This is a genomic window from Massilia glaciei, assembly GCF_003011895.2.
Lineage (GTDB): Bacteria > Pseudomonadota > Gammaproteobacteria > Burkholderiales > Burkholderiaceae_D > Telluria_A > Telluria_A glaciei.
This window is the reverse complement of sequence record NZ_PXWF02000139.1, coordinates 25,683-47,361: the sequence shown is the minus strand read 5'-3', so window position 1 is coordinate 47,361 and position 21,679 is coordinate 25,683. Positions and strand designations below refer to the sequence as shown.

The following is a 21,679-nucleotide window of genomic DNA, read 5'->3' as shown; positions in this document are numbered from 1 at the left end:
TGTTTTTAATCAAATACTTGAGCAACAGAAATGACCGTGGACCGCAAGAATAGGTTGATGAGCGCGATGACTAATGGCAGCGAGGAAGATGTGCGCGCTGAAATGGGATTTCTCCCCCTTGAAATCATGCTCGACCAGTATAGGAAGTCTAGCTGCGCTCCCTCGATACAGACTGACTTGAAGACTGTGTTTGCATGGCTGGGGCAAGATATTGGCGAGCTCACCGCGCAATCGGAAGTCTTGTACAGGCGCGGCTACTTGGCGTACCTGTCTATCGGGGTGGCGCCGTCGTTTCAATTACAAAAGTCGTTTGACATGGCCTTTGCGCATCCCGAGGCCAGGGCGCGGGCCAAACACAAGCCGCCAGAAGCGGTGATGGATGCCTTTGACCGCATGTTTGCCAGCGATAGCGAGATAGCTTCCAAGCGAAAGCACGACTGGGAAGTCGAGACCGCCCAAATGAGCCAAGCGCTGAACAAGGTGCGAGTAAGTCACTCAGGGACCGGCTGGCTGGTCAATTTCGTCATCGGGACGACGGAGAAGGCCCGGCTGTTCCGAGCCGTCAGCGTGGCTTGGTGCGTGTGGGTTTTGTTGCGTACCGAGATTTATTTCGAGCTAGTTGGCTTTCAATTTCACCAATGGGACGAAGAAATGCTGGTAGCGAACCTGCTCGCGCTTCCGGTGCTCGTGTACCTATCTCACTATCTTTTCAAGGTCTACGCCAAGATGCGGAAATAAGCCTGCCAGCAGTGTGGTGAGTTAGAAATTCGCAGACAAAATTGCTCGATGCTCGCGAGGATACATCAGGAGCTATTTCGGACCAAGGTATGATGGAAAATGTGATGGCTGCTAACTCGTTGATTAGCGTGGAGCTTTTGGTGATGTGCTATCTCTGCGCGGGGAAAGCCCGCATGAACAGTGGTTGTTCTTGATGTGGCGGGGCTTGGGAATCTTCTGCTCTACCATTGAGCTACACCCGCGACACCCGCATTCTACGCGGGTTTCACGCTGTTTGACAATTATTTAAGGCGGCAGGTGTGGTGGAAAATAGGATGGCCGCTTGCTTGAGGCGCGATGGCTTCGCAGCAGCCACTGCGGGCGTGCTCACAGTCGCACCGCAGCCCTTTCCGTGACGTGGCCCGTTTTCGGCACACAACAATTGGCTGCGCTCGCCCCGGAGCGCCCCCGCTTAACGCACAAGGCACAAGGGCTATTCCGGATTGATGATCATTGCGTACAATCTGGCACCAGCGCCTGACATGCACGCTTTCGCCGCCCGCGCGAGAGTGGCTCTCGCGCGCATCGCACACGCCTGTAGACGTCCGCCTCAGATGAGGACTGTTTAAGGGCACTGTTGATGTACACGGTTTTTCCAAATTGAAGAGCAAAGGCTATGAGCGGAATTTTCACCTTGTCCATCGAATGCGTCGGCGGTATGCATCTTAAAGGGCCATATCGGTTCATGATCGAGGCGCCGGTCGAGTTGACGCTGGGCGACTTGGCGTCGCATATCCTTGGGATGGTCGATTTCGACGGCGATCACCTCGCCGTGTTCTATCTTGCAAACGGCCCGCGCGGCAGAAAAACCTGGTTCACGCCAAATGGTGAATGGGACGACGACGATGCCCACGTGATGGACATGCGGCTATCCGCAGTCTTTCCTCTGCCGAAGCACAAGAAGTTGTACTTTTTTTACGACTTCGGCGCGTCTTGGTGTTTTCAGATTACCAAGCGTGGCAAGGAAACAAAGCGGCAGCCGGAAATCGAGTATCCATGCATCGTGTCCGAAACAGGCTTGAAGCCGAAGGAGTTCGGTGATGATGAGGATTGGGACGGCGACGACAAGGAAGAATCAAGCTGCGATTGAACCAATAATTTTCGCCGAAAGTCCGCTTTTCGCAGGACGCCGCCAAGGTTCGACGCCGTGGCTCACCTGCTGGCTCTTATGAAAACATCAAAAACTTTCCAAGACCAAGTTGGGGTCGAATATGTGATGGCTATTAACTCCTTGGTTTGAGCCACACCCGCCACATCCGCATTCCGCCTTCGGGCCTGTTTGACAAATTTCCACGAACGACACAACGGGGCGCTTTTGGTCCCCGCCTCCCCGGCGTTGTCGTGGTTGACGGAAAATCGCAGCCCGCAGATTTCCGAAGGAAAATTGAGTTGTGCTCGCAACGAGCCCGCCCCGCTCTCCGGGAGCCGGACCAGACCAACTTATCCAAACAAGGCTGGGGCGCGCCACAAGCGCGGTGCCTTTATCCGGGAGCACTTCATGAAAAACCTTCACGACGCATCACAGGCAATGTCCGCGCGGGCGGCTCGGTTGATGCTGTGCGTGCTCTGGGCGCTGCAGTTGTTCTCGTTTGCACTCGCCGGCATCAACGATACTTGGATGCTGACGCTGGCGGTGGGGCTGCCCGCCGCCGTGCTGCCAAGCATTCTGTACCGCGGCGCCGCCGGCACGCCCTTGATGCGCTGCCTCGTGGCATTTTGCCTGATGGTGTTCGCGGCGCTGAACATCCACCAGGGCAAGGGTTTGACCGAACTGCACTTCGGCATTTTCGTCTATCTGGCTTTCCTGCTGGCCTACTTCGACTGGCGCCCGATCGTGGTGGCCGCCCTCACCATCGCCCTGCACCACCTGAGCTTCCATTACCTGCAGCAATGGCAGTACGCCCTGTATTGCTTCACGCGGCCGCAGTTGTCGACCGTGTTCATCCATGTCGCCTACGTGGTGGCCGAGGCGGGCGTGTTGATTTTCCTTGCCAACATACTGCGCCGCGCCGCGCGGCAGGCGGCGGAGCTGGAGGGCATCGTCTCGGCGCTGGCGGCGGTCGATGGCCGCATCGACCTGTCGGCCGCCGACGCCGAGCCGCCAAGCCGGCTCGCGCGTTCCCTGCTGGCGATGCTGGCGACGATACGCGATGCCGTCGCCGGCATGCGCGAGGGCGCCACGTCGATCGCCGGCACCTCCGCCGAGATCGCGCACGGCAACGCCGAACTGTCGCGCCGCACCGATCGCCAGGCCGGCAGCATCGAGCAGACCGTCGCCTCGATGGCACGGCTGGCGGCCACCGTCGACCAGCATAACGAGAGCGCGCGCCAGGCCAACGCGCTCGCGCACAACGCATCGGGCGTCGCGCTCAAAGGCGGCGAAGCGGTGCGCGAGGTGGTGGCGACGATGGGCAAGATCAATGCCTCGTCGCGCCAGATCGTCGACATCATCAGCGTCATCGACGGCATCGCGTTCCAGACCAATATCCTCGCGCTGAACGCGGCGGTGGAAGCGGCGCGCGCCGGCGAACAAGGCCGGGGCTTCGCCGTGGTGGCGGCCGAGGTGCGCATTTTGGCGCACCGCTCGGCGGCGGCGGCCAAGGAGATCAAGGAACTGATCGGCAATACGGTGCAGACGGTGGAAAGCGGCAGCCGCCTGGTCGACGAGGCCGGTTCGACCATGTTGCAGGTGGTCGACAGCGTGCAGCGCGTGACCGCGATCATGGCGGAGATGAGCAACGCCAGCCAGCAGCAGAACGACGGCATCGCGCGCATCAACCAGGCGATCGTCGAGTTCGACGAAAACACCCAGCACAACGCGGCGCTGGTGCAGGAGGTCGCGGCGGCGGCCGACGCCCTTGCCGACGAGGCGCAGCACCTGACCTCGCTCGTGGCGGCATTCAAGCTCGAGACCGGGCCCGCCACGCAGTCCCTGCCACAGGCGGCGCCGCTTGCGCCTGCCCGGCGTCAACTAGAAGCCTGTCGCCCGGTACCGGGCGGCATCTCCCCAAAAAACCTTGCACAAGCGTGGCGCGGAGCCGGCCCCGACCGCGTCGCGCCGTCCGCGCCAGCCCGTCAATAGCATTTTCAATCACAGCGATTGAAACAACCAATCAGGCGCCGGGACATCTCGTTGTATCATGATCCCAATGAGTTTTTCTCATTCGATAGTTTTTCTTAACCAGCACACAGCACACGAGAGCCTCCCATGTCACTGATCAATACGCAAGTTCCCGCTTTCAAGACGCAAGCTTTCCACAACGGCAAATTCGTCGAAGTTTCCAACGAAACCCTCAAAGGCAAGTGGTCCGTCATCATTTTCATGCCCGCCGCTTTCACCTTCAACTGCCCGACCGAAGTCGAAGACGCCGCCGACAACTACGCCGAGTTCCAAAAGGCCGGCGCCGAGGTGTACATCGTCACCACCGACACCCACTTCTCGCACAAGGTGTGGCACGAAACCTCGCCGGCGGTCGGCAAGGCCCAGTTCCCGCTGGTGGGCGACCCGACCCACACGCTCACGCGCGGCTTCGGCGTGCACATCGAAGAAGAAGGCCTGGCACTGCGCGGCACCTTCATCGTCAACCCCGACGGCGTCATCAAGACGCTCGAAATCCACGACAACGCCATCGCGCGCGACGTCAAGGAAACCCTGCGCAAGCTCAAGGCCGCCCAGTTCGTCGCCGCGAATCCAGGCCAGGTCTGCCCCGCCAAGTGGAACGAAGGCGCCAAGACGCTGACCCCATCGCTCGATCTGGTCGGCAAGATCTAATCGGCACCTCGCGGCGGCGCGCGCCTTGGCGCGCCGCCGCGCCCCGGGGTCCGTTCGGCGGGCCCCGCGGTGTGAATCAAGGCATTAATTTACGGACACAGACATGCTCGACGCCACCTTGAAAACGCAGTTGCAGGCCTATTTGCAAAACCTGCGCACCCCGATCACGCTCATCGCGGCGCTTGACGACAGCGCCAAGAGCGCCGAAATGCGCGCGCTGTTGGCCGATATCGCAGGCCTGTCCGACAAGGTCAGCGTCGACGAATCCGGCGCCGACCGCCGTACGCCGTCGTTCGTCGTCGCCAAACAGGGCGAAACACGCGGCGTGCGCTTCGCCGCGATTCCCCTGGGGCACGAGTTCACCTCGCTGGTGCTGGCCCTGCTCTGGACCGGCGGCCATCCGCCCAAAGTGTCCGACGAGGTGCTCGCGCAGATCAAGGGCCTCGATGGCGGCGAGTTCGAGGTCTACATGTCCCTGTCCTGCCACAACTGCCCCGACGTGGTGCAGGCGGCCGCCCTCATGGCGATCTACAACCCGAATATCAATACCGTGGTCATCGACGGCGGCATGTACCAGTCCGAAGTCGAAGCGCGCCAGGTCATGGCGGTGCCGATGGTGTTCAAGGACGACGCCCTGTTCGGTTCCGGCCGCATGACGCTCGAGGAAATCGTCGCCCGGCTGGACGTCAATTCCGCCGACCGCGAGGCGACCAGGCTCAACGAAAAAGCGCCCTTCGACGTGCTCATTGTCGGTGGCGGCCCGGCCGGCGCGGCGGCCGCCGTGTACGCGGCGCGCAAGGGCATCCGTGTCGGCGTGGCGGCCGAGCGCTTCGGCGGCCAGACCAACGACACCATGGCGATCGAAAACTACATTTCCGTGCTCGAGACCGACGGCCCCAAATTCGCGCTCGCGCTCGAGGCGCAGGTGCGCCACTACGACGTCGACATCATGAACCTGCAACGGGCCGAGCGCATCGTGCCGGCCGCGACGCCGGGCGGACTGGTCGCGGTGCACATGGAGAACGGCGGCGTGCTCCATTCGCGCAGCGTGATCGTCTCGACCGGCGCCCGGTGGCGCAACGTCAACGTCCCCGGCGAGTCCGAATACAAGAACAAGGGCGTGGCGTATTGCCCGCACTGCGACGGCCCCCTGTTCAAGGGCAAGCGCGTGGCCGTGATCGGCGGCGGCAACTCCGGCATCGAGGCCGCCATCGACCTGGCCGGCCTGGTGCGGCACGTGACGGTGATCGAATTCTCCGACGCGCTCAAGGCCGACGCGGTGCTAGTCAACAAGCTTAAAAGCCTGGGCAACGTCACTATCCATGTCAATGCCCAGACCACCGAAATCACGGGCGACGGCCAAAAGGTCGATGGCATCAGCTACCGCGACCGGCTAAGCGGGCAGGTCCACCATGCGGCGATCGAGGGCGTGTTCGTGCAGATCGGCCTGGTGCCCAATTCCGAGTTCCTCAAAGGGACGCTGGAACTGAGCAAGTTCGGGGAGATCGTGGTCGACGCCAAGTGCCACACCAGCCTGCCCGGGGTGTTCGCGGCCGGCGACGTGACTACGGTGCCGTACAAGCAGATCGTGATCGCCGCGGGAGAAGGCTCCAAGGCCGCGCTGAGCGCGTTCGACTATCTGATCCGCCAGCCCGTGGAGGCGCGCGCCGAACCGGCCGAGGAGGCCGTGGCGGCCTGAGCGTCTGAGTGGGCGCGCCGGGCGCACCTTGGCGGCGGCCACGGGGCCGGCGCCCGCCGGCCGACAGGCGGCGGCGGGCGCCGGGCAACCCGCCGCAAAGCGTCGCCGCCGGTGGCGCTAGCGCCCCACCGCCATCCGCAGGTGGCCGGCGCCGTTGCCGGCCTGGCCCAGCGCCATGCTGGGCTCACGCAGCAACACTTCTCCCTTGACCTCGCCGTCGTCGCGGCGCAGCGCCATTTTGAGGCCTTTGTCTTTCAAGACGAAGACGTTGCGCGAGATGGCGACGAGCTCTTTCTCGGGCCGGTCTCCCACGGTGGCGAACATTTGCCGGCCGTGCTGGCGCAGGCTCAGCACCTCGCCGTTCGACAAATCGTAGGCGCCCTTGTACCGGTCGAAATTGGTCAGGTACACGGGATAGGTTTTGGCGGGCGCGTCATAGCCGCGGATATAGACGGATGTGTCTTGTGCGCTCTGCGCGGTCGCCGTCAGTGACAGCCCTGCCAGCAAAGACAGTAGCAAAATTTGTTTCATATAGCCTCCTGAAGTACCTCATTAACTCAATAAAAAACCCAGTGTTAACTCATCAGCGAGATCTCTCTGTTGGATCGCGCTAGCCTTCAATATAGCCGCTCTTGCGCGATCCTGAAGAGGATATTTTTTATTTCTGATACATACGTTTTTGCGCCTCCCCATGCATACATGCATTGCGAACGGCATCAACACCGGCATGGCGCCGTTTGTTTTCACCAACCGCGCCATGGGCGTCCGCTTCCGGCCACGACGGGCGAAGTGGCCGGCCGGTCAGCACGGCGCGCGGCAAGCCAGGGCGACCGCGTTTGGCGCACCCGGCAAGCCACAACGGCTATGTTCGTCTCCGAACGGACTTTCTGTTTTGCAAGGTCTACTCTGGTGGTTTTACAGGAGAATAAAAAATGAGCTATCTGGACCGTGACACAATGGGCATCTACAAAGCGCACAAGGGCCCAGGCCCGTACCTGATGGGCGCAAACACCCTGACCGGGAATAACGTCATCAATAAAAAAGAAGAAGCGCTCGGCGAGATCAAGGAAATCATGCTCGACATGCGCACCGGCAAAGTGGCCTACGCGGTCATGTCGTTCGGCGGTTTTCTCGGCTTGGGCGACAAATTGTTCGCCGTGCCCTGGACCGCGCTGACACTCGACACCGGCAACCACGGTTTCGTGCTCGACGTCGAGAAAGAGCATCTCGCCAACGCGCCAGGCTTCGACCAGGACGCATGGCCCGACATGACCGATGCCGCATGGGTCAACCAGCTGCACGCGTACTACGGCACCAAGGCGTATCAGGATCCACCGATCTAAATACATAAGATCGGCGCGGTGCCGCGCCGCCGGCACCGCGCCATTTTTTGCAGAATCACGCGCGACTTCAAACCACCAAAAAAAGGAGTTCAATATGTATATCGGAATCGGAACCATCGTCCTCGTGATCATCCTGATCTTTATTTTCAAACGCTGACACCACCTTGTGGCGGATAGCCCCGGTTCACCACAAGGGCACCACCCGGCAGCGCCCGCCAGCCGATGCGCGCCACCAACAATTCCCTTCCGACCGAGCAAGCAATCTGGCAAACTGGACCTACACAGGACAGCAGCCGGCGCCCCACGCCGCGCGGAGGAAGCAGCATGAAAAACGTCGCACTGATCACCTTGCACGGCATGGGTGAGACACCCCCAGACTACGCCGGAGAAATCCTCAAGCCGCTGCGCAAGAAAATGGGCAGCCTGCTCGACGCGGTCGACGTGCGCCCCGTCTACTACCAAGAAGAAATGCAGGCCAACCAGCGCGAGATCTGGACCCGGATCGACGAGCACAGCAAGGTGCATTACGACGCATTGCGCAAGTTCCTGCTGTTCGGCTTTGGCGACGCGGCCGGCCTCGAGAGCCGCAAGGACGATGACGCCTCGGTCTACGAGCTCGCGCAGGTGGACATCGCGCGCGCCCTGCTCCAGGCGCGGCGGGCCAACCACAAGGACACCCAGGTCGTCTTTCTGACCCACTCGCTGGGCGGGCAGGTGCTGTCGAATTATCTGTACGACGCGCAAAAGAAACGGCGCGGCGGCACCGTCTCGGCCGGCGTGTGGAAGGACCCCGACCACACCCTGAGAAACATCTCCGGGCCGGGCGGGCTCACCCCCGATGAAAAAAACTTCCTGCGCGGCGACAATTGCATCGGCTGGATCAGCACCGGCTGCAACATCCCGATCTTCGTGGCCGCCTGCAAGGAAATGCATATCAGGCCGATCGATCCGCCGCGCAACGGTTTCAAGTGGCTCAACCTGTACGATCCCGACGACGTGCTCGGCTGGCCCTTGCAGCCGCTCTCGGCCGGCTACCGCGCGCTGGTCGAGGACCGCGCCATCAACTCGGGCAACGGCGCCATCAACTTCATCCTCAAAAGCTGGAATCCAAGCGCGCACTCGTCCTATTGGACCGATGACGACGTGGTCGATCCGCTGGCCCGCATGCTGGGGCAATTGCTCGGCTAGCAGGCCAGCACCGCGCCGGCAGGCGGGGCGTGCCGAATAAACGCATTTCACAGCCGCGAGCCGGCCTGCGCCACATGGCCGGCGCGCCGCCGGTGGCGCATTCCGAGCCACGGCGGACGAGGGGGCGTGGGTTGGGGGCGCGCGAAAAAAACCGCGCCTGGGCGCGCCGGCGTCAGTGCCTAGGCGCGCGCGGCCGCCGGCGCGGCGCCGGCATCGCGCTCGATCACGCCGATGAATTCGGCCAGCGAGACCGGATGGTGGTACAGATATCCCTGCATGGTCAGGCAGCCATTCGCCTCCAGGTAGCGCGCCTGGGCCTCGGTCTCGACGCCCTCGGCGATCAGGTTGAGCCCCAGGCCGCGCGCGATCGAAATGATCGCCAAAATGACCGGATAGTGGCCCTCGCTGTCGCTGACCTCGCGCACGAACGACTGGTCGATCTTGATCGTGTTGATCGGGAAGCGGTGCAGGTATGACAGGGACGAATACCCGGTGCCGAAATCGTCGATCGCGACCGAGACCCCGAGCTGGCACAATTTGTTGAGCTGCTCGATCGCGACCTGCGGATTGCGGATGCAGATGTTCTCGGTGATCTCGACCTCGATCTGGGCAGGCGCGATCGCGTGGAGCGCCAGCGCGGCGCGCATCTTCTCGAAAAAATCGCCGCGGTCGAGGCACTGGGGCGACAGGTTGAGCGACAGCCGCATCGCCTCGCCGCCGGCCGCGTTCCAGCGCTGCAGGTCGCGGCACAGCACGCCGAGCATCCAGTCGGTGATCGGCAGCATCAGGCCGTTGTCCTCGGCGAATGGCAGGAACTCGCCGGCGGCGAGCATGCCGCGCTGCGGATGGTTCCAGCGCATCAGGCCCTCGGCGCCCGTGACGCGCCCGGTGACGATGTCGACCTGCGGCTGGTAATACATCTCGAGCTCGTTCTGCTCGAGCGCCTTGCGCAGGCTCTGTTCGAGCGCGATCTTCTGGTGCGACACGTCGAGCATCGAGCTGTGATAGAAACCGTGGCCGTTCTTGCCGAACGACTTGACCTGGTACATCGCGATGTCGGCGTGGTGCAGCAGTTCGTCGACCGACTCGCCGTCCTCGGGATAGACCGCGATGCCGATGCTCGCGGAGACGTGCAGCTGGTGGCCCTCGAGGTCGAAAGGCTGCTGCAGGCAGGCCAGAAAGCCGTCGGCGATCGACCTGGCGGCCGCGCGGTCGGCCAGCTCGGGCAGCACGATCGCGAATTCGTCGCCGCCCTGGCGCGCCAGCGTGTCGCCCTGGCGCAGGCCGTGCCTGAGGCGCAGCGCGACCTGCTGCAGCAGCTCGTCGCCCTTGACGTGGCCGAGCGTGTCGTTGACCAGCTTGAAGCGGTCGAGGTTGATGAACATGACCGCCAGCGGCGCGGCCCGGCGCTTGGCCTGAATGATCGCCAGTCCGAGCCGGTCCTTGAACAGCACGCGGTTGGGCAGGTCGGTCAGGATGTCGTGGTAGGCCTGGTAGGAGATGACCTCCTCGGCCCGTTTGCGTTCGCTGATGTCGCGCGCCACGCCGTAGGTGCCGAAGAACGCGAGCTTGTTGAGCGCGTGGTCGGGCACGTGCATGCCGATCGCGTTGAGCGAGATCGTCACCAGGGTGGTGTTGAAGGTGCGCTCGTCGGCGCCCTCCTGCTGGCACTTGAGGCGCAGTTCGACATTGCGCGAGGCGCGTTCGTCGACGCGGCGCTCGTTGAACACATAACGCGCGCGTTCGAGGTCGGCCTCGTGCACCAGGATCGAATAGTGCTTGCCGAGCAGCTCGCCGCGCGCGAACCCGAGCAGCTGGCAGGCGCGGTCGTTGACGAAGGTGAAGCGGCCCTCGTTGTTGAGCGTGTAGATGATGTCGGGCGAGCTGTCGACCAGGTAGCGGTAAAGCTTTTCCGATTTTTCGAGCTGCGAGGCGATGCGCGCGTTGGCCTGGGCCAGGCGCCGCTTTTGCAGCGCGTTGCCGACCGTGCGCAGGATCTGCTCGCGGCTGCACGGCTTGCGCAGGAAGTCGTAGGCGCCGCGCCGCAGCGCGCCGATGGCCGCGTCGATGCCGACCCCGCCGCTCATGACGATCACGTCGGCGTCGATCCAGCGCTCGCTGATGAAGTCCATGATCTGGTGCCCGCTCATGTCGGGCAGCTCGAGTTCGAGCAGGACCAGGTCGAAGTGCAGCTTGCTCAGTTCGGCCAGCGCCTGCTCGCCGCGGGTGGCGGTGACGATCTGGTAGTTTTTTTGCCCGAGCAGGGCCAGCACGGACGACAGCAGGCTAGGCTCGCCATCGACCAGCAAAATGCGCGGCAGCGATTCGCGCTCGAACAGTGAAATCGGCTGGCCGGGCGCGGCGGCGCTGAGCGCGTGCTTCAAAGGGGGGCCCCGTGCGCGCTTGCGGTCAGCGGGCGACGGCTGGCATGGTCAGGTTGGTGCATCGTGCGGGAAAGGCGCGCCGGCATGGCGGGCGGATTCAAAAAAAAGTCATATTAGCATAAAGGCATCACAGCTCCGCCGTTTCGCGGGGGGCGTCGCCGGCCCTGCCAGTGAGCCGCCGGCGCAGGTGGCGCGAGCCGATCCAGCACAACAGCGAGGCCAGTCCGAAGCCGAGCTGGCCGGCCGCAAGCCACAACACCGAATGCGACAGGAACGGCGCGATCACGCCGGCCACGATCGCCCCCAACATGGTCACCGCGAACGACTGGCACGAGGCGACGGTGCCGCGGATGTGCGGGAACAGGTCGAGCGCGAGCAGGGTCGCGCTCGGGGCGATGATCGAACTGCCGAAGGTGAAGAAGAACATCGGCGCCACGGTCCACGGCAGCGCCGGCGGCAGGAACACGTGGTAGAGCACATTGAACAGCGCGGCGGCCAGCAGGAAGCCGAAACCGATCCCGATCTGGCGCCCGAAGCTGAGCCTGCCGGCAAGCCGGTTGGCCACCAGCGCGCCGAGGAAGATGCCGGCCACCGAGGGGATGAACAGCCATGCGAACTGGTGCGGCCCGAGGCCGAGGTGCACGGGCAGCATGACCGGCGCGGCCGCGATGAACAGGAACAGGCCGGCGAAATTGAAGGCGATGATGCCGGCCTTCAGGTGGAACAGGGGCGAGCCGAGGATCTCGCCGTAATTGCGCGCCAGGTAGCGCGGGTTGAACGGCTGGCGCTTTGAAGGCGCGATGGTCTCGGGCAGGTGCTTGTAGCAAAACACGAACAGCAGCACGGTGTAGGCCAGGATCGCCAGGAAGATCGCGCGCCAGTCGAACCAGGTCACGATCCAGCCGCCGAACACGGGCGCTATGGCGGGCGCGATCGAAAAGATCATCGTCACCATCGACAGCAGGCGCGCCGCCGGGGCGCCGGCGTACAGGTCGCGGATGATCGCGCGCCCGACCACCACCCCGGCCCCGGCCGAGACGCCCTGCATGATCCGGAAGATCCACAGGTAGTGCACCGAATGGGCCGACGCGCAGCCGAAGGTGCCGACCGCGAACACGAGCAGCGCGACCAGCACCACGTTGCGGCGCCCGAACGAATCGGACAGCGCGCCGTGCCACAGCACCATGGCCGCGAACGCGAGCATGAAGGCGGTCAGCGTCTGCTGGACCTCGATCGGGGTCGCGCCGAGCGAGGCGATGATGTTCGGGAAGGCCGGCAGGTAGGCGTCGATCGAAAACGGCCCCAGCATCGCCAGCGCGGCCAGCAGGGTCGCCAGCCCGCCCATGCTCAGCATCACCACCTTGTGCTCGGGGGGCTGCGGAATCGGAACGACCGGGTCCGGCGGCAGGTCGGGCGGCGGTGATGGGAGCATGTCGGCTGCTTCTCCTATTCTCTACTCTTATTGTGGTTTCGGCTTGGCTTCTTCGCGCCGGTTGTAGCCGGCCACCATGTCGAACCTGAACAGGCGGCACTCGAGGGCGCCGTTGAAGAACGGGGTCTTGCGCGCCTCCTTCAGGCGCAGCAGCTTGGGCAGGCTCAGGTCGGCCGTGAACAGGAACACGGTCCAGCCGGCGAAGCGCTGCTTGAGTGTGGTGCCGAGCGAGGCGTAGAAGACCACCGACATCTCGTCGGCGGCGATGGTGCTGTCGCCGCGCACGCCGATGCGCTCGCCGTACGGCGGGTTGGTCAGCAAAATGCCGGGCTGCTCGGTCGGCGGCTTGACCTCCTGCGCCTCGATCTGCTTGAGCGGGACCTCGAAGCTGATGCCGGCGATTCTCAGGTTATGGCGCGTCATGGCGACCATGTCGCCGGAGATGTCGCTGCCGAAGATGGTCGGCTCGGCCGGCAGCGGATTCGGCTTGATCGCCGCCTTGAGCTCGCGCCAGGGGGCCGGCGTGAAGTCGTTGAATTTTTCGAAGGCGAAGGCGCGGGTGGCGCCGGGCGGGATGCCCTGCACCATTTGCGCCGCCTCGATCAGGATCGTGCCCGAGCCGCACATCGGGTCGAACAGCACGGTGCCGGGCTTCCAGCCGGCCACGCGCAGCATGCCGGCGGCGAGGTTCTCGCGCAGGGGGGCGTCGCCGGTCTCCTCGCGCCAGCCGCGCTTGAACAGGGCCTCGCCCGAGGTGTCGAGGTAGACCGTGAAGTTGTGCGAGTCGAGGAAGCCGACGATGCGCATGTCGGGTTCGCGCGTGTTGACCGAGGGGCGCTTGTCGAACTGGTCGCGGAAGCGGTCGCAGATCGCGTCCTTGATCTTAAGGGTGGTGAACTCGAGGCTGCGCAAGGGCGACTTGACGGCGGTGACATCGACCCGGATCGTATGGTCGACGCCGAACCAGTCCTCCCAGGGCTGGGCCAGGGTCAGGTCGTAGATGTCGTTCTCGTTCTTGTAGCTGGCGTGGGCCATGCGCATGAGCACGCGCGAGGCGATGCGCGAATGCAGGTTGATGCGGTAGGCGTCGGTCAGGTGGCCCGAGCAGTGGACCCCGCCGGGCACCTGGTTGTGGACCTTCATGGTGGTGCTTTGCAGGGCGATCTCGCCGAGCTCTTCGGCCAAAGCCGCTTCCATGCCGCGCGGGCAAGGACAGAAATATGATGCCATGGTGTACCCTTTATCCGTTAAAAATCTTCAACACTACGACACAAAATTTCTTAACTGGGGTCAGACCCCACTTACGAAAAAGTAAAGTATTTCATAATCGGGGTCTGACCCCACTTACGAAATATTGCCTATCCAAAATTCACTTTGTCTATGCGGGCGAGGGTCGCCAACAAAGAATTCCACAACTGGGGTCTGACCCCGGTTTTAAACTGAAGAAATTGTTTCATAAGTGGGGTCAGACCCCGATTGTGAAATTTTGCGTAAAACAGCTGCGTTATTTCTGGGCCAGCGCCCGCTCCACGAAGTCGAGCCGGTCCTGGCCCCAGAACGGCTCGCCGTCGACCACGTACCACGGCGCGCCGAAAACGTTGGCCGCCATCGCCGCCTCGGTGTTGCGTTCGTACTGCTCCTGCACCCCCGCCGTCTCCGACGACTTGACCAGCATCCGCCCGTCGAAACCCGCCCCCGTCGCGATCTGCGCCAGCGCGTCCGCGTCCGCGATGTTGCGCTCGTCGGCCCACATCGCCTGCATCAGCGCGCCCGCCAGCTCCAGCGAGGCGCCCACCCCGAGGCTGGTGCGCGTGGCGATGATCAGGCGCGCCGCCGCGTCGGGCGGCACCGGGAAAAACTTGGGCTGCACGTTGAGCGGGATCGCCAGAAACTGCGCCCAGCGCGCCATCTCCCGCAGCCGGTACGCCTGGCGCTGCGGCGCGCGCTCCGACAGCGGCAGCCCGCCCGAGACGCTGAGCACCCTGCCCAGGGCGATCGGCTTCGGTTCGATGTGCGCGCCGTGCCGCTTCGCCATCTCCACCAGCCGCGCGTGCCCCAGGTAGGCCCAGGGCGAGCTCGGTGAGAAAAAATAATCGATCGTCTTGCTCATGCCGGCTCCTTTAAAAAGGTTTGACCACCACCAGGATCACGATCGCCACCAACAGCAGCACCGGCACTTCGTTGAAATAGCGGTACCAGGTGTGCGCGCGCTTGTTGACGCCATTCTCAAATTTTTTGAGCAGCGAGCCGCATGCGTGGTGGTAGCCGATCACCAAAATCACCAGCGTTAGTTTCGCGTGCATCCATTTGCCGCCAATGCCGTATCCGAGCCACAGCCACAACCCGGTCACCAGCGCCGGCACCGCCAGCAGCGTGGTGAAGCGGTACAGCTTGCGCGCCATCAGCAGCAGGCGCGCCGTGGCCACCGTCTCGGTCTCGAGCGCCAGGTTGACGAAGATGCGCGGCAGGTAGAACAGGCCAGCGAACCAGGACGCGATGAATACTATGTGAAACGCTTTAAGCCACAGCATGGATGCCTTTTCGGTGAAAATTGGTGCGCGGCCTCAGCGGATTTCGCCGTGGCCGAAGACGACGTACTTGAGCGAGGTCAGCCCCTCGAGCCCGACCGGGCCGCGCGCGTGCAGCTTGTCGTTCGAGATGCCGATCTCGGCGCCCAGCCCGTACTCGAAGCCGTCCGCGAAGCGGGTCGAGGCGTTGACCATGACCGAGGCCGAATCGACCTCGCGCAAAAAACGCAGCGCGTCGCTGTAGTCCTCGGTCACGATGGCGTCGGTGTGCTTCGACGAATACTGGTTGATGTGCCCGATCGCCTCGTCGAGGTCGCCGACGACCTTGATCGACAGCACCGGCGCCAGGTATTCGGTGCTCCAGTCCTCCTCGGTGGCTGCCACCAGGTGCGGGTAGCCGGCCAGCAGCCCAAACGCCTCCGGGTCGGCGCGCAGCTCGACCTCTTTGGTCGAATACAGCTCGGCCAATTCGGGCAGCACCCGCGGCGCGATCGCGCGCGCGACCAGTAGCGTCTCCATCGTGTTGCAGGTGCCGTAGCGGTGGCACTTGGCGTTGAAGGCGATCGGCAGCGCCTTGGCCAGATCGGCCTTGGCGTCGATGAAGACGTGGCAGATGCCGTCGAGGTGTTTGATCATCGGCACGGTCGCCTCGGCCATCAGGCGCGCGATCAGGCCCTTGCCGCCGCGCGGCACGATCACGTCGACGTACTGCGGCATGGTGATCAGCGCGCCCACCGCGGCGCGGTCGATGGTGTCGACGACCTGCACCCCGTGCGCCGGCAGGCCGGCACCGGACAGGCCCTCGGCCACGATTTTGGCCAGCACCCGGTTGCAGTTGATCGCCTCGGAGCCGCCGCGCAAAATGGTGGCGTTGCCGCTCTTGATGCACAGCGCGGCCGCGTCTACCGTCACGTTGGGGCGCGCCTCGTAGATTATGCCGATCACGCCCAGCGGCACCCGCATCTGGCCGACCTGGATCCCGCTCGGGCGGAACTTCATGTTGGAGATCTCGCCGATCGGGTCGGCCAATGCCACCACCTGGCGCAGCCCTTCGACCATGGTGTCGATCGCCGCGTCCGACAGCGTCAGGCGGTCGAGCATGGCGCTGGCCAGTCCGGCCGCGCGCGCCGCGTCGAGGTCGAGCTGGTTGGCCGCGCGCAGCAGCGCGCCGTCGCGCACGATGGCGTCGGCGATCAAGAGCAGGGCGCGGTTGCGCGTGGCGCTGTCGGCGCGCGCCATCGCGCGCGAGGCGGCGCGCGCCTGTTGGCCCAGCTGTTGCATGTACTCGTTGATATCCATGTTCACCCGTCAGTTCAGTTGTTGCGCGCCACTTTGAGCGCCAGTTGCAGCATCGCGTCCCAGGCGTCGCCCGCGAACGCCCTGGCCCGCAGGCCCTTGATCATCTTGTCGACCTGGGCCGCGTCGCGCAGCGCCGCCTCGAGCACCGGCAGCGAGATGCGCCGCAGCGCCGGTTCCATCATGCGTTCGCGCGGGCCCCAGATGCGGTATTCCTTGAGCAGCATGCCGAGCGGGCGCCCCTGCGCCATCTGCGACTTGAGCTTGAGCAGGGTGCGGATCTCCTCGGCCACGGCCCACAGCACCAGCGGCAGCGCCTCGCCCTCGCCTTTGAGCCCTTCGAGCATGCGCACCAGGCGCGCCACGTCGCCCACCAGCATCGCCTCGCTCAGCTTGAACACGTCGTAGCGCGCCACGTTGAGCACGGCGTCGTGGATCTGCTCGAAGCTCAGCTTGCCCGGCTCGTGCAGCAGCCCCAGTTTCTGGATCTCCTGGTGCGCCGCCAGCAGGTTGCCCTCGACCCGGTCGGCGATGAAGTCGAGCCCCTGGCGGTCGGCGCCCTGCCCCTGCGCGGCGAGCCGGTTGCCGATCCAGGCGGGCAGCTGCGCGCGCTCGATGGTGGGGATCTCGATGTAGACCGCCGCCTGCTGCAGGCTCGAGACCCAGGCCGCCTTGGCGGTCTGCCAGTCGAGCTTGGGCAGCGTGATCAGGGTCAGGTTGTCGGGGCTGAGGTCCTTGGTGTAGCTTTGCAGCGCGGCGCCGCCGTCCTTGCCCGGCTTGCCGGTCGGGATGCGCAGCTCGATCAGTTTTTTGTCGCCGAACAGCGACAGCGCCTGGTTGGCCGCGAGCAGTTCGCCCCACTTGAAGCTGCGTTCAACCGTGAGCACGTCGCGCTCGGAGTAGCCGTTGGCGCGGGCCGCGCGCCGGATCTTGTCGGCCGCCTCGAGCGCCAGCAGGTGCTCGTCGCTGGTGATCACGTACAGCTGCGCGAGCGACCTGCCGAGGTGCGCTTCGAGGGCGTCAGGGCGCAGTTGCATCGCGCGCTCTCAAACGGGTTTGATCGCGGCCAGGCGCCGCAGGATCTGCTGCACCAGGTCGGTCTGCATGTCGCGGTACAGCAGCGCCTCTTCGGATTCGTTGGCCAGCACCTGGCGCTCGTTGAAGGTGATGCTGCGTTTGAGGCTGATGTCGGTCGGCGGCAGCAGCTCGGCGCCGCTGCGGTCGCGCACGCGGAACACCAGCGTGTAGGTCAGCAGATATTCGCGCACCCGGCCCTGGGCGTTGAGCGAGAGGATCGATTTGCCGCGCGTCTCGCCGAGCACCTCGAACAAGGCCTCGGCCTTGGCCGGATCGTCGACCACCTCGGTGCCGACCGCGCGCAGGTTGCGCTTCAGTTCGGTGCCCAGCGGCGAAGTCAGGGCGAAGCCGAGCGCGATGCTCTTGAACGGCATGTTGAACTGGCCGTCGGAGCCGCGCAGCTTGAAGCCGCAGCCCGACACCATCGCCGCCAGCAGCAGCAGGGCGAAGGCGCGCAGCATGGTCGAACGGATCGTTGTCATCGCCTGCCTCACACCACTATGCTGATTAATTTGCCGGGAACGACGATCACCTTTTTCGGCGGCGTCTCGAGGTACTTCTGCACCGCCTCGCAGGCCAGCGCCTGCGCTTCGATGGATGCCTTGTCGGCGTCCTTGGCGACCTTGATCGAGCCGCGCAGCTTGCCGTTCACCTGGATCATCATCTCGATCTCGGCCTGCTCGAGCGCGGCCGGGTCGACCTGCGGCCACGGCGCGTTGAGGAGGTCGCCGTGCGCGCCGGCGAAGCCGAGCTCCTCCCACAGCACGTGGGTGATGTGCGGCGCGACCGGGTTGAGCACGCGCAGGAAGATCGACAGCCCTTCGGCCATCAGCGCGTCTGTGGCGGCGCCGTCCCCGAGCTTGGCCGACTCCATCATGTTGAGCATCTTCATGCAGGCCGAGACCACGGTGTTGTACTGGATGCGTTTGAGGTCGTAGTCGGCCTGCTGCAGTATCTTGTGCAGTTCGCGGCGCAGCGTCTTGTGGGCCTCGCTGCCGGCGTCGGCGGACGGCCGGGCCAGCGCGGCGGCCACGCTCGGCGACTGCGCGTAGGCGAACGCCCACACGCGGCGCAGGAAGCGGCTCGCGCCCTCGACGCCGGTGTCGGACCACTCGAGCGTCTGCTCGGGCGGCGAGGCGAACATCGTGAACAGGCGCGCGGTGTCGGCGCCGTACTGGCCGATCTGGGCGGCCGGATCGATGCCGTTGTTTTTCGACTTCGACATCTTCTCGGTGCCGCCGATGTGGACCGGCGCCTGGTCGGACTTGGCCACGGCGCCTTGCGGGCGGCCCTTGTCGTCGAGCGTGAGGTCGACGTCGGCCGGGTTGAACCAGGTTTTTTTGCCGGCCGCGTCCTCGCGGTAGTAGGTCTCGTTGAGCACCATGCCCTGGGTGAGCAGGTTGACGAACGGCTCGTCGAACTTGACCAGCCCGAAGTCGCGCATGATCTTGGTCCAGAAGCGCGCGTACAGCAGGTGCATGACGGCGTGTTCGATGCCGCCGATGTACTGGTCCATCGGCATCCAGTAGTCGTTGCGCGCGTCGACCATCGACTCGCCCGCGCCCGGCGAGGTGTAGCGCATGTAGTACCACGACGAATCGACGAAGGTGTCCATGGTGTCGGTCTCGCGGCGCGCCGGCTTGCCGCACACCGGGCAGTCGCACTTGAGGAAGGCCTCGTGTTTGTTGAGCGGGTTGCCGCTGCCGTCCGGCACGCAGTCTTCGGGCAGCACCACCGGCAGGTCCTTCTCGGGCACCGGCACCACGCCGCAGTCGGCGCAATGGATCATCGGGATCGGCGTGCCCCAGTAGCGCTGGCGCGAGATGCCCCAGTCGCGCAGGCGGAACGTGACTTTTTTGTCGCCCAGGTTTTGCGCGGCCAGGTCGCCGGCGATCGCGTTGACGGCGGCGATGTGGTCGAGCCCATCGTATTTGTCGGAGTTGACGCAGACGCCGCGCTCCTTGTCGCCGTACCATTCCTGCCAGGCCGCGGTCGAGAACTCCTTGCCTTCTACGGCGACGACCTGCCTGATCGGCAGATTGTATTTTTTGGCGAACGCGAAATCGCGCTCGTCGTGCGCGGGCACGCCCATGACGGCGCCGTCGCCGTAGGTGATCAGCACGTAATTGCCGATCCAGACCTCGACCTGCGCGCCGCTGACCGGATGGGTGACGAACAGGCCGGTCGGCATGCCCTTCTTTTCCATGGTCGCCATGTCGGCTTCGATCACGCTGCCCAGTTTGCACTCGGCGATGAAGGCGGCCAGCGCGGGGTTGGTTTGCGCCGCATGCGCGGCCAGCGCGTGCTCGGGCGCGACGGCGCAGAAGGTCACGCCCATGATGGTGTCGGCGCGGGTGGTAAAGACGAACAGCTTGCCGTCGTTGATCGGCTCACCCTTGGCGTCGGCGATGGTGTGCGGGAAGGCGAAGCGCACGCCGACCGATTTGCCGATCCAGTTCGCCTGCATCACGCGCACGCGCTCGGGCCAGCCCGGCAGCTTGTTGTCGACGTAGTCGAGCAGCTCGTCGGCGTAGTCGGTGATGCGCGCGTAGTACATCGGGATCTCGCGCTTTTCGATCAGCGCGCCCGAACGCCAGCCGCGGCCGTCGACGACCTGCTCGTTGGCCAGCACGGTCTGGTCGACCGGGTCCCAGTTCACGGTGCCGGTTTTTTTGTAGATGATGCCCTTTTCGAGCATCTTGAGGAACATCCACTGGTTCCATTTGTAGTATTCGGGCTTGCAGGCGGTCATCTCGCGCGACCAGTCGATGGCCAGGCCCATCGATTCCATCTGCTCGCGCATGTGGGCGATGTTGGAGTAGGTCCATTGCGCCGGCGGCACATTGTTTTGCATCGCCGCGTTCTCGGCCGGCATGCCGAACGCGTCCCAGCCCATCGGCATGAGCACGTTGTAGCCGCTCATGCGCAGGTAGCGGTACATCACGTCGTTGATCGTATAGTTGCGCACGTGGCCCATGTGCAGCTTGCCCGAGGGGTAGGGCAGCATCGAGCAGGCGTAGTACTTGCCTTTTGGGAAACGCGGGTCGTTTTCAACGGCCTTGTAGGCGTCGATGGCCTTCCAGTGGGCTTGGGCGGCTTGTTCGACGTCGGCGGGACTATATTTTTCTTGCATGATGTTCTGCTGCCAAAAGAGAAGTTGAACCGAACATTATACTGGTTTGGGGCAGCTTGGGCTGTGAACGATGCCGTTGCGGGATTGTCTAATTTCTATGACAAACCAATTCGATCCTCGGCAGTACGCATCCACGCTGGAGGCGGCCGGTGTACCTTCGACCCAAGCGGAAGCGCATGCAAAAGCGCTGGCATATGTGCTTGAATCGCCCGGATTTTTCCTACCGGGGTTCGACCGCCTCCGAAGCGAATTCAATGGCCATGTGGATAAGATCAACCTCAGGCTCGACAGGTTGGACAGCCGCCTCGAAAATGCGGAGGCATTGCACAAGGCGCGAAGCGAGCATATCGAAATAGTGATCAATGCCCGAATAGATAAACTCGAGAGCAGATTGGACGCCCGAATAGAAAAGCTGGATGCCCGAATCGACCAACTCGACGCCCGAATCGACAAGCTCGACGCCCGAATCGACAAACTCGACGCGCGCTTCGAACGCCTGGAAGCAACGGTGCATGCCGACATCGCCGGAATCCGCAGCGACGCCAAGCTTCACAGATGGATGACGGCCACGCTGGTCGCATTCAATGCCGCAGTCCTTGTGAAAATTTTGTTTCCCTGACCACTAAACGGCCGCCGGCGATGGCATCATGCCTGTTTCATCACACTGGAGACAAACATGATCAATGGATTGCGCACCACGGTCTACCCGGTACCCGACCTGGCCATGGCAAAAACCTGGTTCACCGAAGTGTTCGGGCGCGCGCCCTACTTCGACCAGCCGTTTTACGTGGGCTTCGAGATCGGCGGCTTCGAACTCGGTCTGGTGCCGGACGGCACCCCGGGCACCCACGGCAGCATCGCCTACTGGGGCGTCGACGACATCGAGGCGGAGACGGCCCGCATCGTCGCGCTCGGCGCGCAGGTGCACACCGCGATCCAGGAGGTGGGCGAGTCGATCAAGGTGGTCGAGCTGCTCGACCCGTTCGGCAATCTGCTCGGGCTGATCTACAACCCGCACTTCGACCCGCGCGCCGTCATCTGATACGGCTT

Annotated in this window: 19 protein-coding genes; 9 read left to right on the top strand and 10 right to left on the bottom strand. The window is 64.0% G+C overall.

Features of this window, described 5'->3' with window-relative positions:
• Positions 1–57 precede the first annotated feature (57 nt).
• The 5 genes from C7C56_RS10060 to ahpF all read left to right on the top strand — a co-directional run bounded on the left by C7C56_RS10060 (position 58) and on the right by ahpF (position 6,248).
• Positions 58–738, top strand: coding sequence for a hypothetical protein (locus C7C56_RS10060; protein WP_146204387.1), 681 nt, complete (start codon positions 58–60; stop codon positions 736–738).
• A gap of 655 nt (positions 739–1,393) precedes the next feature.
• The gene (locus tag C7C56_RS10055) at positions 1,394–1,867 is read left to right on the top strand and encodes an IS1096 element passenger TnpR family protein (RefSeq protein WP_106757292.1); all 474 of its coding nucleotides are present in this window, start codon (positions 1,394–1,396) and stop codon (positions 1,865–1,867) included.
• A 408-nt stretch (positions 1,868–2,275) separates the two neighbouring features.
• Positions 2,276–3,859, top strand: a complete 1,584-nt coding sequence (locus C7C56_RS10050) for a methyl-accepting chemotaxis protein (RefSeq protein WP_106757291.1) — start codon at positions 2,276–2,278, stop codon at positions 3,857–3,859.
• Between the two features lie 126 nt (positions 3,860–3,985).
• Positions 3,986–4,549, top strand: a complete 564-nt coding sequence (ahpC, locus tag C7C56_RS10045) for an alkyl hydroperoxide reductase subunit C (protein WP_106757290.1) — start codon at positions 3,986–3,988, stop codon at positions 4,547–4,549.
• 103 nt (positions 4,550–4,652) lie between these two features.
• Positions 4,653–6,248, top strand: a complete 1,596-nt coding sequence (ahpF, locus tag C7C56_RS10040; protein WP_106757289.1) for an alkyl hydroperoxide reductase subunit F — start codon at positions 4,653–4,655, stop codon at positions 6,246–6,248.
• Positions 6,249–6,365: 117 nt separating this feature from the next.
• Here ahpF and C7C56_RS10035 read toward each other — a convergent pair whose 3' ends face one another.
• Positions 6,366–6,779 (bottom strand): hypothetical protein, encoded by a 414-nt coding sequence (locus tag C7C56_RS10035; RefSeq protein ID WP_106757288.1) that lies wholly within the window; start codon positions 6,777–6,779, stop codon positions 6,366–6,368.
• Between the two features lie 401 nt (positions 6,780–7,180).
• On the opposite strand from C7C56_RS10035, the gene C7C56_RS10030 reads away from it, so the two are divergent.
• Both C7C56_RS10030 and C7C56_RS10025 read left to right on the top strand, forming a co-directional pair.
• The gene (locus C7C56_RS10030) at positions 7,181–7,591 is read left to right on the top strand and encodes a PRC-barrel domain-containing protein (protein ID WP_106757287.1); all 411 of its coding nucleotides are present in this window, start codon (positions 7,181–7,183) and stop codon (positions 7,589–7,591) included.
• Between the two features lie 324 nt (positions 7,592–7,915).
• Positions 7,916–8,779 (top strand): hypothetical protein, encoded by an 864-nt coding sequence (locus C7C56_RS10025; RefSeq protein ID WP_106757286.1) that lies wholly within the window; start codon positions 7,916–7,918, stop codon positions 8,777–8,779.
• 179 nt (positions 8,780–8,958) lie between these two features.
• On the opposite strand, the gene C7C56_RS10020 is transcribed toward C7C56_RS10025, so the two are convergent.
• The 9 genes from C7C56_RS10020 to leuS form a co-directional block, all read right to left on the bottom strand.
• On the bottom strand, positions 8,959–11,163 hold the full coding sequence (locus tag C7C56_RS10020) for an EAL domain-containing response regulator (RefSeq protein ID WP_106757285.1): 2,205 nt from the start codon (positions 11,161–11,163) through the stop codon (positions 8,959–8,961).
• 127 nt (positions 11,164–11,290) lie between these two features.
• Positions 11,291–12,595 (bottom strand): multidrug effflux MFS transporter, encoded by a 1,305-nt coding sequence (locus C7C56_RS10015; protein WP_106757284.1) that lies wholly within the window; start codon positions 12,593–12,595, stop codon positions 11,291–11,293.
• A gap of 27 nt (positions 12,596–12,622) precedes the next feature.
• The gene (locus tag C7C56_RS10010; RefSeq protein ID WP_441295170.1) at positions 12,623–13,825 is read right to left on the bottom strand and encodes a THUMP domain-containing class I SAM-dependent RNA methyltransferase; all 1,203 of its coding nucleotides are present in this window, start codon (positions 13,823–13,825) and stop codon (positions 12,623–12,625) included.
• A 274-nt stretch (positions 13,826–14,099) separates the two neighbouring features.
• Positions 14,100–14,705: a 2-hydroxychromene-2-carboxylate isomerase gene (locus tag C7C56_RS10005; protein ID WP_106757282.1), complete on the bottom strand. Its 606-nt coding sequence runs from the start codon at positions 14,703–14,705 to the stop codon at positions 14,100–14,102.
• Positions 14,706–14,715: 10 nt separating this feature from the next.
• Complete coding sequence (locus C7C56_RS10000) at positions 14,716–15,126, bottom strand: CopD family protein (protein ID WP_106757281.1); 411 nt, start codon at positions 15,124–15,126, stop codon at positions 14,716–14,718.
• 33 nt (positions 15,127–15,159) lie between these two features.
• The gene (locus C7C56_RS09995; protein ID WP_106757280.1) at positions 15,160–16,422 is read right to left on the bottom strand and encodes a glutamate-5-semialdehyde dehydrogenase; all 1,263 of its coding nucleotides are present in this window, start codon (positions 16,420–16,422) and stop codon (positions 15,160–15,162) included.
• Between the two features lie 14 nt (positions 16,423–16,436).
• A complete protein-coding gene (holA, locus tag C7C56_RS09990) occupies positions 16,437–17,456 on the bottom strand; it encodes a DNA polymerase III subunit delta (protein WP_106757279.1) in 1,020 nt (339 codons plus the stop codon).
• A 9-nt stretch (positions 17,457–17,465) separates the two neighbouring features.
• Positions 17,466–17,978, bottom strand: coding sequence for an LPS-assembly lipoprotein LptE (locus tag C7C56_RS09985; RefSeq protein WP_229458545.1), 513 nt, complete (start codon positions 17,976–17,978; stop codon positions 17,466–17,468).
• An 8-nt stretch (positions 17,979–17,986) separates the two neighbouring features.
• On the bottom strand, positions 17,987–20,629 hold the full coding sequence (leuS, locus tag C7C56_RS09980) for a leucine--tRNA ligase (RefSeq protein ID WP_106757278.1): 2,643 nt from the start codon (positions 20,627–20,629) through the stop codon (positions 17,987–17,989).
• 97 nt (positions 20,630–20,726) lie between these two features.
• Here leuS and C7C56_RS09975 point away from each other — a divergent pair, with 97 nt between their 5' ends.
• On the top strand, positions 20,727–21,248 hold the full coding sequence (locus tag C7C56_RS09975) for a DUF1640 domain-containing protein (RefSeq protein ID WP_106757277.1): 522 nt from the start codon (positions 20,727–20,729) through the stop codon (positions 21,246–21,248).
• Positions 21,249–21,305: 57 nt separating this feature from the next.
• Positions 21,306–21,671 (top strand): VOC family protein, encoded by a 366-nt coding sequence (locus C7C56_RS09970; RefSeq protein WP_106757276.1) that lies wholly within the window; start codon positions 21,306–21,308, stop codon positions 21,669–21,671.
• Positions 21,672–21,679 lie beyond the last annotated feature (8 nt).

Coding starts and splice junctions, on each gene's coding strand:
- C7C56_RS10025 (WP_106757286.1), top strand. CDS start 7,916: ATGAAAAACGTCGCACTGATCACCTTGCACGGCATGGGTGAGACACCC.
- leuS (WP_106757278.1), bottom strand. CDS start 20,629: ATGCAAGAAAAATATAGTCCCGCCGACGTCGAACAAGCCGCCCAAGCC.
- C7C56_RS10015 (WP_106757284.1), bottom strand. CDS start 12,595: ATGCTCCCATCACCGCCGCCCGACCTGCCGCCGGACCCGGTCGTTCCG.
- C7C56_RS10060 (WP_146204387.1), top strand. CDS start 58: ATGAGCGCGATGACTAATGGCAGCGAGGAAGATGTGCGCGCTGAAATG.
- ahpC (WP_106757290.1), top strand. CDS start 3,986: ATGTCACTGATCAATACGCAAGTTCCCGCTTTCAAGACGCAAGCTTTC.
- C7C56_RS10055 (WP_106757292.1), top strand. CDS start 1,394: ATGAGCGGAATTTTCACCTTGTCCATCGAATGCGTCGGCGGTATGCAT.
- ahpF (WP_106757289.1), top strand. CDS start 4,653: ATGCTCGACGCCACCTTGAAAACGCAGTTGCAGGCCTATTTGCAAAAC.
- C7C56_RS09970 (WP_106757276.1), top strand. CDS start 21,306: ATGATCAATGGATTGCGCACCACGGTCTACCCGGTACCCGACCTGGCC.
- holA (WP_106757279.1), bottom strand. CDS start 17,456: ATGCAACTGCGCCCTGACGCCCTCGAAGCGCACCTCGGCAGGTCGCTC.
- C7C56_RS10050 (WP_106757291.1), top strand. CDS start 2,276: ATGAAAAACCTTCACGACGCATCACAGGCAATGTCCGCGCGGGCGGCT.
- C7C56_RS10030 (WP_106757287.1), top strand. CDS start 7,181: ATGAGCTATCTGGACCGTGACACAATGGGCATCTACAAAGCGCACAAG.
- C7C56_RS10005 (WP_106757282.1), bottom strand. CDS start 14,705: ATGAGCAAGACGATCGATTATTTTTTCTCACCGAGCTCGCCCTGGGCC.
- C7C56_RS10035 (WP_106757288.1), bottom strand. CDS start 6,779: ATGAAACAAATTTTGCTACTGTCTTTGCTGGCAGGGCTGTCACTGACG.
- C7C56_RS10000 (WP_106757281.1), bottom strand. CDS start 15,126: ATGCTGTGGCTTAAAGCGTTTCACATAGTATTCATCGCGTCCTGGTTC.
- C7C56_RS10010 (WP_441295170.1), bottom strand. CDS start 13,825: ATGGCATCATATTTCTGTCCTTGCCCGCGCGGCATGGAAGCGGCTTTG.
- C7C56_RS09995 (WP_106757280.1), bottom strand. CDS start 16,422: ATGGATATCAACGAGTACATGCAACAGCTGGGCCAACAGGCGCGCGCC.
- C7C56_RS09985 (WP_229458545.1), bottom strand. CDS start 17,978: ATGACAACGATCCGTTCGACCATGCTGCGCGCCTTCGCCCTGCTGCTG.
- C7C56_RS09975 (WP_106757277.1), top strand. CDS start 20,727: ATGACAAACCAATTCGATCCTCGGCAGTACGCATCCACGCTGGAGGCG.